This is a genomic window from Streptomyces sp. NPDC014727, assembly GCF_043083485.1.
Lineage (GTDB): Bacteria > Actinomycetota > Actinomycetes > Streptomycetales > Streptomycetaceae > Streptomyces.
In genome coordinates this window covers 153,299-167,049 of sequence record NZ_JBIBYR010000005.1, presented here as the reverse complement: position 1 = coordinate 167,049, position 13,751 = coordinate 153,299, and the positions used below count along the sequence as shown (strand labels likewise).

8 protein-coding genes, 1 tRNA gene and 2 pseudogenes are annotated in these 13,751 nt (G+C 72.1%); 4 read left to right on the top strand and 7 right to left on the bottom strand.

What is annotated here, in order from left to right; translation table 11 throughout:
* Positions 1–59: 59 nt before the first annotated feature.
* Together ACF1B9_RS11010 and ACF1B9_RS11005 are read right to left on the bottom strand one after the other, a co-directional pair.
* A complete protein-coding gene (locus ACF1B9_RS11010) occupies positions 60–2,006 on the bottom strand; it encodes a GTPase (RefSeq protein WP_391740922.1) in 1,947 nt (648 codons plus the stop codon).
* Positions 2,006–3,664, bottom strand: coding sequence for a dynamin family protein (locus ACF1B9_RS11005; protein WP_391741099.1), 1,659 nt, complete (start codon positions 3,662–3,664; stop codon positions 2,006–2,008). Before ACF1B9_RS11005 ends, ACF1B9_RS11010 begins: the two co-directional genes overlap by 1 nt.
* A 328-nt stretch (positions 3,665–3,992) precedes the next feature.
* Between ACF1B9_RS11005 and ACF1B9_RS11000 the strand changes: the two genes are divergently transcribed.
* A tRNA-Arg gene (locus ACF1B9_RS11000) sits at positions 3,993–4,065 on the top strand.
* A 146-nt stretch (positions 4,066–4,211) separates the two neighbouring features.
* On the opposite strand, the gene ACF1B9_RS10995 is transcribed toward ACF1B9_RS11000, so the two are convergent.
* Positions 4,212–4,991 carry a hypothetical protein gene (locus ACF1B9_RS10995; protein ID WP_391740923.1) on the bottom strand — a complete coding sequence of 260 codons (780 nt, stop codon included), beginning with the start codon at positions 4,989–4,991 and terminating at the stop codon, positions 4,212–4,214.
* Positions 4,992–5,291: 300 nt separating this feature from the next.
* Entirely contained in the window at positions 5,292–6,797 is a 1,506-nt protein-coding gene (locus tag ACF1B9_RS10990; protein ID WP_391740924.1) for an FG-GAP and VCBS repeat-containing protein, read from the bottom strand.
* A gap of 318 nt (positions 6,798–7,115) precedes the next feature.
* Here ACF1B9_RS10990 and ACF1B9_RS10985 point away from each other — a divergent pair, with 318 nt between their 5' ends.
* The 3 genes and pseudogenes from ACF1B9_RS10985 to rhaS form a co-directional block, all read left to right on the top strand.
* The gene (locus ACF1B9_RS10985) at positions 7,116–7,874 is read left to right on the top strand and encodes a nucleotidyltransferase (RefSeq protein WP_391740925.1); all 759 of its coding nucleotides are present in this window, start codon (positions 7,116–7,118) and stop codon (positions 7,872–7,874) included.
* A gap of 220 nt (positions 7,875–8,094) precedes the next feature.
* Positions 8,095–8,286: pseudogene (locus ACF1B9_RS10980) on the top strand (ATP-binding cassette domain-containing protein); the annotation flags it as partial.
* A pseudogene (gene rhaS / locus ACF1B9_RS10975) lies at positions 8,277–9,053 on the top strand (rhamnose ABC transporter substrate-binding protein); the annotation flags it as partial. The pseudogenes ACF1B9_RS10980 and rhaS, both read left to right, overlap by 10 nt.
* A gap of 132 nt (positions 9,054–9,185) precedes the next feature.
* On the opposite strand, the gene ACF1B9_RS10970 reads toward rhaS, so the two are convergent.
* The 3 genes from ACF1B9_RS10970 to ACF1B9_RS10960 form a co-directional block, all read right to left on the bottom strand.
* Positions 9,186–9,635, bottom strand: a complete 450-nt coding sequence (locus ACF1B9_RS10970; RefSeq protein WP_391740926.1) for a DUF1772 domain-containing protein — start codon at positions 9,633–9,635, stop codon at positions 9,186–9,188.
* 404 nt (positions 9,636–10,039) lie between these two features.
* Positions 10,040–10,915 carry an ABC transporter permease gene (locus tag ACF1B9_RS10965; RefSeq protein WP_376288992.1) on the bottom strand — a complete coding sequence of 292 codons (876 nt, stop codon included), beginning with the start codon at positions 10,913–10,915 and terminating at the stop codon, positions 10,040–10,042.
* The gene (locus tag ACF1B9_RS10960; protein WP_391740927.1) at positions 10,912–13,572 is read right to left on the bottom strand and encodes an alpha/beta fold hydrolase; all 2,661 of its coding nucleotides are present in this window, start codon (positions 13,570–13,572) and stop codon (positions 10,912–10,914) included. Before ACF1B9_RS10960 ends, ACF1B9_RS10965 begins: the two co-directional genes overlap by 4 nt.
* Between the last annotated feature and the right edge of the window lie 179 nt (positions 13,573–13,751).

The following is a 13,751-nucleotide window of genomic DNA, read 5'->3' as shown; positions in this document are numbered from 1 at the left end:
CCGCGCGGTCACCGGTACCAGGTTGAAGGGAAGGCGGAAATGCCGCTGATGCCTGTGGACTACCGGACGGTTGTGGAAAACTCCGTCACCGTCACGTACCGCTCCCGCACCTCGCGGTACCGCACGAGTTCCGCGGCCACCGGATCGAGTACCCGCGCCCGCCCGCAGGCCGCCGCCGCCTCGCGCAGTTGCCGCTCGGCCTCCTGTCCGTACCGTCGCGCGGGCCCCCGGGCCGCGACCGCGCACGACCACTCCACCAGCGGGCCTCCGACGACCCCGGCCAGCATCACCAGGGCGGGCGTGAGGAACCCGGGTTCGAGTACCCCGACGATCTGGCCGACCAGCCAGAGCCCGCCGAAGATCTGCAGCAGCGTCATCGACGCCTGTGCCAGCACGGCGGCGGGCCACCACCTGGGCCGCGGCGGCCTCCCGCCCACGCGGCCGCTGTGCGCCACGCCGGAGGCCCCGGCCACCCCGGTCGCCACGACCGTCGAACCACCCGGACCCGCCTCACCGGCATCGCCGCCCACGTCACCGGCACCGCCCGTCGGCCGCCCGCGCCCGTCCACGGCGCCGGTCCTCTCCGCCAGCTCGTCGAGCGCCTCCGGCAGCCCCTCGGCACCGTTCACCGCGGCCTCGCGGACCGCCTGGGCCCAGGGACCGGGCAGCCCGTCGGCGGCTCCGTCCGCCACCGTCCGCACCGCCTGTTCGACGCGTTGCCGGGCGGTGAGCTGTTCCTCGGGGGGTGCGGGCCGCACCGGGCACTCCAGGCCCCCCGGCCGCCGGGCGGACTCGTACCAGCGCCACAGCCGCAACCACGGCGTGCCGCACGCCCGCCCGGCGTTCCTGCGCCATTCGCGCTCGGCCGCCTGACCCGCCGCGCCCGCCCCGACGGCTTCCGCGAGCCGGTCGGCGAACTCCTCGCGGGCACGTTCGCCCAGACCGGGGCGCCCCTCGGCGACGTACACCGGACGCAGCCTGGCCGCTGCGGCGTCCACGTCCGCGGAGAGCCTGCGTGCGGCGGCCGTGCGCTCCTGCACGAACCGGCCGAGCACCTCGCGCAGTTCGCCCATGCCTTCGCCGGTGAGCGCGGACAGGGACATGACGGTGGCGCCCGGTTCGCCGTGTTCGCCGAGCGCCATGCCGTCCTCGTCGAGCAGTCGGCGCAGATCGTCGAGTACCTGGTCGGCGGCGTCGCCGGGCAGCCGGTCGATCTGGTTGAGGACCACGAAGGTGATCTCGGCGTGTCCGGCGAGCGGCCGCAAGTAGCGCTCGTGCAGGGCCGCGTCCGCGTACTTCTCCGGGTCGACGACCCAGATCACCGCATCGACCAGCGCGAGCACCCGGTCGACCTGATCACGGTGCCCGGTGGCCGCCGAGTCGTGGTCGGGCAGGTCGACGAGGACGAGCCCCTGAAGCGCCTCGTCGGCGTCCGGACCGCCCTGCAGCGGCCTGCGCCGGAGCCGTCCGGGGATGGCGAGCCGGTCCAGCAGTCCGGCGGCCCCGTCGGTCCAGGAGCAGGCGATGGGGGCGGCGGTGGTCGGCCTGCGCAGCCCGGTGTCGGAGATCTGGACGCCCGCGAGGGAGTTGAAGAGCGTCGACTTGCCGCTGCCCGTCGCTCCGGCGATGGCGACGACGGTGTGCCGGGAGGAGAGCCGCCGACGGGCCGCCGCTTCGTCGAGCACGCGCCCCGCTTCGGCGAGGGTGGCCCGGTCGAGCCTGGCCCTGGACAGTCCGACGAGTTCACGCAGCGCGTCGAGCCGCGGCCCGAGCGGTCCGCCGGAGGGTACGTACGCCTCGACCTGCGGCGGACGCGCATCGTCGTCCGGGGCGGCGCCGGGCTCGGAGCCCGCCGCCTTGACGGCCGCGCGCCGGGCGATGAGCCCGTCGTTCCAGTCGCCGCGCGCCTGAGGCGCCCGGCCCCGGGCGGGGCGGTCCTGGTCGCGGTCCTCGTGAGAAGCGGGACTCTCGCCCCGGCCGGGCCCCTCGTCGATGACGGCAGTCATCACTGCCACCTCTCCTTCTGCAGTACGGACAGGGCGGCGATCAGTTCGGCCTGCGGCTCCGGGGCCACGTCGAGTGCGTCGAGCGGCGCGAGCCGCCGGTCGCGCTCGCCGTCCAGCACCCGGTCGAGGCAGTCGGTGAGCAGGGCGCCGCCCTTGTCCCGCAGCCGCAGCGCACCCTGGGCACCGATCCGTTCGGCAAGCTGTTCGCCGGCGCCGCGGGTGCGCCGGCCGCCGAGCAGCGCGGCGGCCAGGAGCGCCGTCACGGTCCCGGCGTCCGGCGCGGCGTTGCGTTCGAGTCGGCGCACCTCCTCCTCGGCGAGTTCCTCCAGCACCCGCCACCAGCGTCGTACGGCCATGGCGATCCGGCCCCGGATGTCCTCGGCCGGCCCCCACCCCCCGGCCTCCCGGCCGACGTCCTCGAAACCGAAGACCCCGCCCGCGGGCTCGCGCCGCCAGGTCGTGCGGATCTGTTCGTCGGCGGCTGCCACCGCGCACTGCAGAAGCGCGGCGAGACTCTCCACCAGCGCTTCGAGGAGTTCCTCGGAGGTGCTGTACAGCGGGTATCCGCGCCATCGGGTGCGGGCGTCCCCGGCGAGCACACCGCCGTTCGCCAGGCGCCGCCGGACCCGGGCGCCCTCCGTGCGGTACGCGTCCTCGACCACACCGGTCAGCCGCACGGCGGCCGCGTGCTGCGCCGCGACGGCCCCGGCCAGCGCGGGCATCCGCGCGTCCAGCGAGGCGATCACCCCGGCCGCCGTGCGCCCGGCCGCCTGCTGGCGGGCCGCCGGGTCCTGGGCGCGGTGGGTGAGCCAGGCCCGCAACGGGGCGACCGCGGTGGTGGGAAGCAGCCCGCTGCCGCCGCCGGCCGATTCGGGCAGCTCGGGAATGGTGAAGCGTGGCACCTCACCGAGGCCCGCCTTGGTGAGCAGCGCCCCGTACTGCCGCGAGACCTCGCCGATCACCTGGTGCGGCACCCGGTCGAGGACGGTGACGAGCGAGGCGTCGTACTCCTTGGCGGTACGCAGCAGATGCCACGGCACCGCGTCCGCGTACCGGGAGGCCGTGGTCACCATGACCCACACGTCAGCGGCGGAGATCAGCTGGGCGGCCAGCATCCGGTTGCGCACCACCAGCGAGTCGATATCGGGCGCGTCGAGCAGCGCGAGCCCGCGCGGCAACCCGGTGGCGGTCTCGACGCGCAGCACGGTTGCGTCCTCGTCCCCGCTCCCGTCGAATCCGTCGAGGGCGTCCAGCTCGTCGCACCGGCCCTGCGCACCCGGCTCCTCCGGCGGCAGCCAGACCCGGGTGAGCTGCGGCAGCACGCGCCCCCCGGCGAACCAGTGGTGATCGTCCGGATGACAGACGAGCACGGGTGTCCGCGTGGTCGGCCGCAGCACCCCGGCCTCGCTGACCGGCCGTCCCACCAGTGAATTGACGAGCGTCGACTTCCCGGCCCCGGTGGAACCGCCGATGACCGCGAGCAGGGGTGCTTCAGGATCCCTGAGCCGGGGAAGCAGATAGTCGTCGAGCTGGGCGAGCAGCTCACTCCGGGTCAGGCGAGCGCGTGGGGCTCCCGGCAGCGGAAGGGGAAGACGCACGGCAGCGACACGGTCGCGCAGGGCGGAAAGTGCGTCGATGAGCTGAGGCCGTACGTCCAAGGTCACCACATGCGAAGAATGCCCAATTTTGAAGCCTTTTTGAAGCGTATAGCCGCCTCTGCGCGCCGGTTCTCCCCCTGGGGCGGAGTCCGGACAGAGGGGACGAGTGGGGCGCAGGCATAACGAGTGCACAACACCCGGGGCGCGAGGCGTCAAAAGCGATGCGCGAATCCCACCTACCTGCGATTATCGGTTCGCTTCACCGAACCTCCACATCGTGCCACGCAGGTGAAGCAACCGGGTCGAGGCGATCGGAGCCCTATCCTTGTCCCGGCAGGTCACCGACCGGCCAGGCCTCAGGGCTCCAGGCCGCCGAGGCCACCATCCGGCCCCCGTAGCTCAGTGGATAGAGCAGGCGCCTTCTAAGCGCTTGGCCGCAGGTTCGAGTCCTGCCGGGGGCGCACAGCCCGTACGACTGCGAGGCCCTCCGCCCGGAGGGCTTTTTTCTCGCGGCCGGAGGCACGTTAGCGAGCTTGGCGTAGTGGTGGCGTAAGGCGTTGCGGACGTGCTGGTGGGGGTGTGGTCCGCCCGGGGTTCGGCCTCGGGTTCAGCGCTTGAGGCCCGACATCAGGTCGCGCATATCACTGATCATGGCCGACTGGTACGGGGAAAGGTCCGTGTTGTCCGGACCGCCGACAGCCATGCCCTCGCCGACGGCCATGCCCTCGCCGTCGTCCTCGCCGTGGCCGTCGCCCAGGTACTGCGTGAAGGAGGAGAGGCTCAGCGAGAAGACCGCTCCGCCTTCCAGCACCCGCAGCTCCGCGTTGCCGTCGTCCCCGGTCAGCAGATACGCCTTGTCGCCGAGGTCCGGAACCGTCTCCAGCTTCGCTTCGGGATCGAATCCGAGATCGGTCACCTGCCGCCGCGCCTCGAATTCCGGGGCGGGATCGGTCTTCTTGTGCAGTTCCACCTTGATTCCCACGGTGTAGTGGAGGGACCAGCCCTTCCCGGCCCGCTCCCCCCGGGTCCGGGAACGAAGAGGAATGAAGCACTGGGTCTGGTCGAGGACGGCATGGTGCAACATCGCCGAGTCGGCCACGTTGGTGCGCTCTCTCGGCGCGATCGCCGCGCCGATCGACTTCAGTCGCAGGGACGGGCAAGGATCCCGGTCCAGCCGGTATCCGTGCGTGTCGGGCTCTCGGTCGCCCGGGCCGTGCAGGAAGAGCGCCGCCCCCCAGAGGGCCGACGCCGTCACCGCGCCGCCCAGCGCCCACAACCACGGTCTTCGCCGTCGTCGCCCCCCGGCCTGTTCCCGGTCGAAGCCGCCCATCACCTCGCGGGTCTCGACCGAATCGAACTCCCCCGCCATCTCCGGTTCAGAAATCACCGTGCCCCCCTCGGCCGTGTGTTCCGCCTTCGTCGCCATGATCGCAGAGCCGAAGCCGCCGCAACCGCGGAACCGGACAGGACGGAGCCTGCACACGGTGTGCCTACGGGGCACGACGCCGCTCCCGGGAAGAGGCGGGCCGACGCCCCGGGCCCCGGCACGAGCGGCGGGCACCACGGCCGGTCCGGTGACGCCCTCTCCCGCACCGGCTTGCACGACCCCGACCGGCTCGCCGGGCCGGCCCCCGTCGCCGGACGCCACGCAGTGCGCGGCGGTCCGGCGACGGGGGCCTCAGGTCGGTCAGCGGTTGAAGGAGGAGCCCAGCTTCGCGGCCTTCGCCACCGTGCCCAGCGCGCCATGGCCGAAGGTGAACGAGCCCTTGGCCGTCACACCGGAGGCGGTGGTCGGGAAGACCCACAGGGAGCCCGCGTCCGCGTTCTCGCCGGGGGCGCCGACGACCAGCTCGGAGCGGCCGTCGCGGTTGGCGTCGACCAGTTTGACAGCTCCGCCGAACTGGTCGTTCGCCTCCGCCCCGCCGGGGACGCCCGGCGTGTCCTGGTTGAAGCCCACGGTGCCCTTCCCGGTGGGGCCGGACGCGGTGCCGGGCAGGACCAGGACGGAACCGGCGTTCTTCGTCCTGCCCAGGTCCTCGTAGGGGACACCGACGGCGATGTCGCCGTAGCCGTCGCCGTTCACATCGCCGATCGACAGTGACGCGCCGAAGCCGTCGTGGACTTCGGCGGCACCGGGGACTCCGGCGGTGTCCTGGTTGAAGACCTTGGCCCGGTCGCCCCGTGGGCCGGTGGCGCTGCCCGGTACGTAGGTGATCATGCCGCCGAGGGCGAGCGGATAGTCCAGGTCACTGTCGTAGCCCTCGATCGTGCGGCCCACGACGAGGTCGGCGTACTTGTCTCCGTTGATCTGCCCGGCCGCTATGGTCTCGCCGCCCTGGAGGCGGAAGCCGTTCGGCCGGTTGACGACGGTGTACTTCTCGGCGAGGCCCTTGGCTCCGCCGTTGCGGATGAGGATGCGCCGGGCGTCGAACTCGTCGCCGTCGTGGACGACGGCGGCCAGGTCGTCGCGGCCGTCGCCGTTGAAGTCGCCTGCGGCGAAGTCGAGATGGCGCAGATCGTCCATGTCCCGGATCACCCGCGCGGGGGCCGCGGCGCTGCCGTCGCGCTTGAACGGGCCGGACAGGACGTGGAGGTCGCCCATGCCGAGGGTGACGATGTCCATGGCTCCGTCGCCGTCGAAGTCGCCGACGACGGTCTTGGCGCCGATCCCCGCGTACCGCTCGTCGCCGGTCAGCAGGGTCGCGCCGCCGGACAGCCCCTGCGGGCCGCCCCAGATCACGGTGAGCGAACCGGCGGCGTCGGCCGTGCCGACCTTCTCGGCCCCGGCGCCGACCACGAGGTCGCTGTACCCGTCCCGGTCCAGGTCCGCGGAGACCATCGAGCTGCCGAACGCGTCACCGGCCTCGGCGGTGTCCGGGATTCCGGGCGAGTCCTGGGTGAAGACCTGCTTGGTGGAGGTCTGCGGACCGGACTTGGAGCCGTACACCACACCCACGTACCCGGCTCCGGCCTTCCCGCCGACGGTGGCACCGGGCGCGGTGAACGCCACGTCCAGGTAGCCGTCGCCGTTGAAGTCGTCGCGTCGCGGGGCCGGGGTGGGCACGGCCCCCGCGGGGGACGCCGAGGCCGTGACGGGGGCGGGCGTCGATGCCTGGGCGGCGGGGAGGGTGATCACGGCGGTCGCCACGGTGATGGCGAGGGCCACGGTGGATCCGAGAGCACGGTGTGCCACGTGGACTCCTTCGTTCGTTCGGAGTTGGGGGGTGTGCGGTGCGCCGGGCACCGGGCACTGTGCAGACTCAGACCGACACGCACGGCCGAGGGTTGCGTTTTCGGCATGGACCGTCACAGCTCCTCCACCTCAAGGGCGTTGACGTGCGAACGCGGACCACTGAGGAATCCGACCGGCGGCTGCGACCGTGCGAAGAAGGAGGTGTGCCATGGCCGCCCCCGCGCGTGATCTCCTGCTCCAGCGGTTCCGGTGGGTGCGTACCGATCCGATCGTCCGTAACCCCCGCGCCGCCGAGCGCCCCGTGCCATAGTCGATTCCATGGACGCCGACGAGGAACGGCCCGCCGGGCCTCTTCTGGACCGCTTCATCGCCGACGCCGGTCGTGTCGTGCCCCTGGAGGCGGTCTGGGTGCACGGGTCCCTGGCGTTGGGGGACTACCGGCACGGACGCAGCGACCTCGACCTCGTGGCCCTCGTGGCGTCGGCGGTCAGCGACTCCCAGAGGCGGCAACTCGGGCTTCTGCACCGCACCTTGATCGCGGATGTGCCGGGGGCCTCGCTGCTGCACTGCTCCTACGTGGTGCGTTCGACGCTCCCGGAGGTGGGACGCGACCATGTGACCTGGGCACAGGGGCGGCTGTTCGAGCGGCCGGTCACCGCGGTCGGCCGACGGGAACTGAGTACGGGCGGGCTGTCGCTGTTGGGACCGGGACCCGCCGGGCTCGTCCCGGAGGTCTCCGACCAGGAGCTGGCGGAGTTCATCCGGAGCGATCTCAAGGACTACTGGTATCCGGCGAGCGCCAAGCCGTCCCTCTGGCTCCGCGATGTCTGGGTGGACCACGGACTGCTGACCCTCGCGCGGGCATCGGTGACCCTGCGGGAGGGGCGGCTCATCACCAAGGGGGAGGCGCTGGAAGTGCTGGCCGAGTCGGGTGCGCCCGCAGAGGTCGTCGCCGACATCCACCGCCGCCGCTACGGAGCCGACCCGCGCCCGGCCTCCCCGAAGTGGCGCGTCCAACGGGGGCGCCTCGCGCGTTCCTTCGTCCGGACGGGCATCGAGCGGACGCTGTCGCAGTGACCGAAGCCTTGACGAACGGCATCCGACTGACAACATGAATCGTTTCAGATTTCTCTCCTCATTCGCATCACTCCCCACCCTCGACCGCGCGAAGTTCTCGTCACCGACCCATTGACTGCGTGAGCAGTCCCCGCCTAGCTTCCGAGCTGTCTCACTGAAACCTTTCATGGCGTGGGGACCATCGCGTCCCGCCGACGCATCCCACCGCTGAGGAGCACCCATGAACCAGCCCGCCACGGGCCCGTCCCCGGCCACGGACCGGGCCGCCCCGGTCCTGGCGCTGAGCGACGTGAGCAAGTCCTTCGGTGCCGTACGCGCCCTTCAGGACGTGTCCCTGTCCCTGCGCCCCGGCGAGGTCCACGCGCTCGCCGGAGAGAACGGCGCGGGCAAGTCCACCCTCATCAGGTCAGTTACATCAACACGCTGATCCAGCAGCGCCAGGACGCGATCCTGGTCGCGGCCAACGACCCGAACGCGGTGTGCGGCCCGCTGAAGCAGGCCATGCGCAAGGGCATCAAGGTCGTCGCGTACGACTCCGACACGGCGAAGGACTGCCGCCAGCTCTTCATCAACCAGGCGAGTTCGGAGGAGATCGGCCGCAGCCTGGTCCAGCACCTCGGTGCACAGATCGGCTACAAGGGAAAGGTCGCGATCCTCTCGGCCACGCAGAACGCCACGAACCAGAACACCTGGATCGAGTTCATGAAGGACGAGCTGAAGCTGCCCAAGTACAAGGACGTGCGGCTGGTGAAGGTGGCGTACGGGGACGACGCGGACCAGAAGTCGTTCCAGCAGACGCAGGGCCTGATGCAGGCGTACCCGGACCTCAAGGGCATCATCTCGCCGACCACGGTCGGCATCGCCGCCGCCGCCCGCTACCTGAGCGACTCCTCGTACAAGGGCAAGGTCGTGCTGAACGGGCTGGGCACGCCGAACCAGATGCGCACGTACGTCAAGGACGGCACGGTCGAGCAGTTCTCGCTCTGGAACCCGCAGGAGCTGGGTCATCTCGGTTCGTACGCCGCCGCCGCGCTGGCGTCGGGGCAGATCAGCGGCGCGGAGGGCGAGAAGTTCAAGGCCGGAAAGCTCGGTGAGTACACGATCGGCAAGGACGGCGAGGTCGTCCTCGGCGAGCCGACCGTCTTCGACCGGAAGAACATCGACACATTCAACTTCTGAGCGGACACAGGGGCCCACACGATGCAGCGCGTCCGCTTCCTGCTCAAGCGAGGTCTTCCACCTCGCATGACGCACGGCGGGCCGGCCCCTTCACAGGAAGGAACCGGCCCGCCGTCCTGCGCGCGCCCTGTCCTACGCGGCGGCCACGGCCAGCAGCACGAACGCGGCGAGGGACAGGACCGTCCGGATCCGGTGGAGGCTGTTCCAGCGGGACTCGAACGCCGCGCGGGCCGCGCCGTCGTCACCGCCCTCGGACTCCGCGAGCTGTTTGTTCAACGGGATGTTCCCGGCGATCGTGATCAGGTGACTGCCGACCGCGCACGCCAGCGCCGCCATGGCGAGCAGTCGGCCGATGCCGCCGTCCCCGACGACGGCCACGGCGGCCGGGAAGGCGATCACGCCGAGGAAGAGGACCAGGAAGACCGGTCCGGGCACCTTCTCGTTGAAGCGGCGCATCGCGGCCGTGAACCGCTCGTCGGGCAGTACCGCGATGCCGGGCATGATCGCGATCAGGAACGTCAGCAGGAATCCGGCGTAGAGGCCGGTCGTGATCACGGCGAGCGCCAGGAACAGGGAGGACATGACGCCCATCATGGCGTCGGCGAGCAGGCCGCACAGCCGACTTTCGCAGGTCTGTGCGACCGGCGCCGTTGCGGGCGGTCCGTTCCCCGGTCCGCGAGGCCGTTCGGCGGGCCGGCGCGGCCCGCCGGCTCCCCCGGTCAGTCCATCTCGCGCGCGCTGCGTGGCGGCAGGGGCGGTGCCGATGCGTTCGAGGATGGCTTCGGCATCGGTCGCGCCGGTGTTGGCGAGGGCGTCGGAGAGCAGGACGACCCGGTTGTTGGCACCCTCGACGCGGACCGGGGCCGACGGCGTCCCGCTGCTTCGCGCCGTCGCGGTCGGGCGGCGCCGCCCGACGCGGCGGGCGCCGCGTTGCGGATGAATCTCGATGCGGCAACGGAGTCCGGGGAATCGGCGGAATGTCGAGCTCAGGACACGATGTCCTTACGGCTGAACCCCCGGAAGGCGAAGGCGAACAGGATCAGGGCATACGTCACCGAGATCGCCGCGCCCTTCGCCATGCCGCCCCATTCCAGATCGGGCTGGAGCGCGTCCGCCCAGGCGAACTGCCAGTGCGCGGGCAGGAATTCGCGCCAGGAGCCGAGCGCGGTGACGGCGTCCAGCACATTGCCGACGATGGTCAGTCCGACCGCACCGCCGACCGCGCCCAGCGGGGCGTCGGTCTTCGTCGACAGCCAGAACGCCAGCCCGGCGGTGACGAGTTGGGAGACGAAGACGAACGCGACGACGAGGGCGAGACGCGGCACGGTGGCCGAGGTCGCGAGCGCGCCGCCGGTGGGGAGTTCGAGCGGCCCCCATCCGTACGCGGCGGCTCCCGCGGCCAGCGCGACCAGCGGCAGCAGCACCATCGCGGCCAGGCTGAAGCCGAGCGCCACGACGAGCTTGCTCCACAGCAGTCTGGCCCGTGGCACGGGCGCCGCCAGTAGATAGCGCAGCGACGACCAACTGGCCTCGGAGGCGACGGTGTCCCCGCAGAACAGTGCCACCGGTACGACGAGCAGGAACCCGGCGGACACGAACAGGCAGGTCGCGGCGAAGTTCGCGGCGGACGCGGTCGCGGTGTCCATCAGCGTGATCCGGTCGCCGCCGCCCCGTGAGGACGGCGTGCCGCCGATCGCGAACGCGGCGATCAGGATGAACGGCAGTGCGGCCAGGACCCCGCCCATGAGCAGGGTGCGGCGCCTGCGCAGCTGACGTACCGCCTCGACGCGCAGCGGCAGGGTGCGCCGGGCGCGGTAGCCCGGGGCCTCGGCGGCTTCGGTGAGATCGGCTGCGGCACTCATGCGGAGCCTCCGGAGATCAGGGTGAGGAACGCGTCCTCCAGGCGACGGTGGGGGCCGACACCGGTCAATGGCACGTCCAGCCGGACCAGTTCGGCGATCAGCTCGGACGAGGTGGCTCCGTCGAGCCGGACGAGCAGCCCGCGTCCGTCGTCCGTACGGACGGCCGAGCCGATCCCCGGCAGCGCCGCCACCTTCTCCACGAGGGGTTCGGCCACGTCCTGCGCGCTGGTGACGAGCAGCATGTCGCCGGAGCCGGTGATCTCGGCGACGGGGCCCGCCTGGACGAGCCGGCCGCGGTCCATGACCACGAGGTGGGTGCAGGACTGTTCGACCTCGGAGAGGAGGTGGCTGGAGACGATGACGGTCCGGCCCCCGGCCGCGTACCGGATCATCACGTCGCGCATCTCCCGGATCTGGGGCGGGTCGAGTCCATTGGTCGGTTCGTCGAGGATGAGCAGGTCCGGCAGGCCGAGCATGGCCTGGGCGATGGCGAGCCGTTGCCGCATGCCCTGCGAGTACGTACGGACGGCACGGGCCAGGGCGTCGCCGAGACCGGCGATCTCCAGGGCCTCCTCGATGTGCGCGTCCTCGGCGGGGCGCCCCGTGGCCTGCCAGTACAGCTCCAGGTTGGCGCGTCCGGACAGGTGCGGCAGGAAGCCCGCGCCCTCGACGAACGAGCCGACGCGCGACAGCACGGGCGCGCCCGGCCGGATGGCCTGCCCGAAGACGCGGATCTCGCCGTCGTCGGGCGTGATGAGGCCCATCAGCATGCGCAGGGTCGTGGTCTTGCCCGCGCCGTTGGGTCCGAGGAGCCCGAGCACCTGCCCCTTCTCGACCCGGAAGGACAGCTCCTTCACGGCATACCTGTCGGCGGACCTGGCGTACTTCTTCGACAGACCGGTGATCTGGAGGGGCACCTCGGCGAGCGCCGGATCGGGTGCGGGTGTGGCGGTACGGCGGCGGGCGGTGAGCAGCAGCAGGGCGGCGATCACGAGGGCGGCGGCCGGAAGCCACCAGGTCCACCCGGGCAGGGCGGCCGGTGCGGTCTTCAGCGCGGGGACGGTGGGGGCGGTCAGCGGGCCGAGGGTGGTGACCTTGTACGTCGTCGGCTCGGCCGGTGAGGCGTAGCCGAGGTCGGTGGCGGAGAGGACCAGGCGGAGCCGGTGTCCCGCGTCGAACGAGTGGTCGATGGCGGGCAGGGTCAGGGTCACGGGTCCGCCCTGGCGGTCCGGGGTGATCCGGAAGGGTGCGACCAGTTGCGAGGGCAGCACCTGCTGTCTGCCGTCCGGCGACACGTCGTACACCTTGCCGAACAGCACGGCGTCGCCGCGCCCCGCGTCGACGCGGACCCGCACGGTCGGGGAACCGGTGACGCGCAGGGACGTGTCCAGCGGGGCCGAGTCGAAGCGGGCGAACTGTCCGGGGAAGTCGATCGAGAGGCCGACGCCGAGGGAGGACAGCCGGGAGAGACCGCCGCCGATGCCGGGAACGGCGGAGACGGCGGGCGGGTTGGCCCCGGCGGGGTTACGGAACGTCCGGGTCCGACGCCCGAGGTCGAAGCTCTCACCGCCGCCGGTCAGCCCCGGGTACGTATCGCTGGTGGCCCCTCGGGTGAGTACCGCCCCGTCGGTGGAGTCGACGCCGCCGGTCCGGGTGACGCGGAATCCCGGGCCGGTGTCGGCACCCTTGTCGCCCTTCAGGTAACGGTCGAACCAACCGGCGATCCGCTGCCGCACCCGGTCGGTCTCCGTCTCACCACTGTCGTGCCCGCCGGCGATCCAGTCGACGGCGACCGGTGCGCCGTTGCCGCTGATCGCCCTGGCCATGGCGTCGGCCTGACCGAGCGGGAAGAGGGAGTCGCTCTGACCCTGAACGATGAGCGCGGGCACCTTGATGCGGTCGGCGACGGCGCTCGGGGAACGCTCGGTCAGCAGCGCACGCGCGGCGGCGTCCGGCTTTCCGTCGGCGGCGACCCGTTCGTACATCGCGCAGAGCCGCTGCTCGAACCTCTGGCAGCCGCCGCCGGTGGTGATGAAGATTCCGGCCCAGAGCTTCTTGAAGACCCCGTCGGGGAACAGCGCGTCGGCCAGGTTCCAGTAGGTGATCTGCGGTGCGATGGCGTCGACGCGCTTGTCGTACCCGGCGGCGAGGAGCGAGACGGCTCCGCCGTAGGAGGCCCCGGTGATCCCGACCCGCGGGTCGCCCTGCGCGTCGAGCTCGACCTCGGGCCGGTCCGCCAGCCAGTCGATCAGCCGGGACACGTCCTCGACCTCGCGGTCGGGGGCGTTGAGCGAGATCTTTCCGCCCGACTTCCCGAACCCGCGGGCGGACCAGGTCAGCACGGCGTATCCGGCACCGGCCAGCTGCTCGGCCTGCGCCCGCACGTCGTTCTTGCTGCCGCCGAACCCGTGCCCGATCAGCACGGCCGGCCGGCGTTCCGTGCCCCCGGTGGTGAAGTACGAGGTGTCGATGGACACCCCGTCGATCCGCATCATCCGGTCCTGGCGGTGCACGGCGGGCCCGCCGTCGTCGGCCGCGGCGGTCCAGACCCCCGCACCGGCCAGCACGGCGAGCACCGCGAGTGCCGCGGCCCATCGGCCGCGTTTACGGGGCGGCGGTCGCCACCACCGGGACGTACGCGCATCAGGGGTCTGCATGGTTCCCGACTCTAAGCGGGCGTCCGCCGTGTGGGGGCGGCCGCCAGGGGGGAACTCTCCCGCCTCCTTGCGGAGTACGGCGTCCCTCCGCCGTACTCCGTACGCGGTATGCCGCGCGGCTCGGGAGGGCGCGTTCGGGCGGCCCCGCCCGGCGCGCCCGCGCAATCGGATCGCGGGAG

Bases quoted from the DNA above. Each gene is read 5' to 3' on its own strand.
- ACF1B9_RS11010 (WP_391740922.1), bottom strand. From the start codon at position 2,006: ATGACTGCCGTCATCGACGAGGGGCCCGGCCGGGGCGAGAGTCCCGCT.
- ACF1B9_RS10965 (WP_376288992.1), bottom strand. From the start codon at position 10,915: ATGAGTGCCGCAGCCGATCTCACCGAAGCCGCCGAGGCCCCGGGCTAC.
- ACF1B9_RS10960 (WP_391740927.1), bottom strand. From the start codon at position 13,572: ATGCAGACCCCTGATGCGCGTACGTCCCGGTGGTGGCGACCGCCGCCC.
- ACF1B9_RS10970 (WP_391740926.1), bottom strand. From the start codon at position 9,635: ATGTCCTCCCTGTTCCTGGCGCTCGCCGTGATCACGACCGGCCTCTAC.
- ACF1B9_RS10985 (WP_391740925.1), top strand. From the start codon at position 7,116: ATGGACGCCGACGAGGAACGGCCCGCCGGGCCTCTTCTGGACCGCTTC.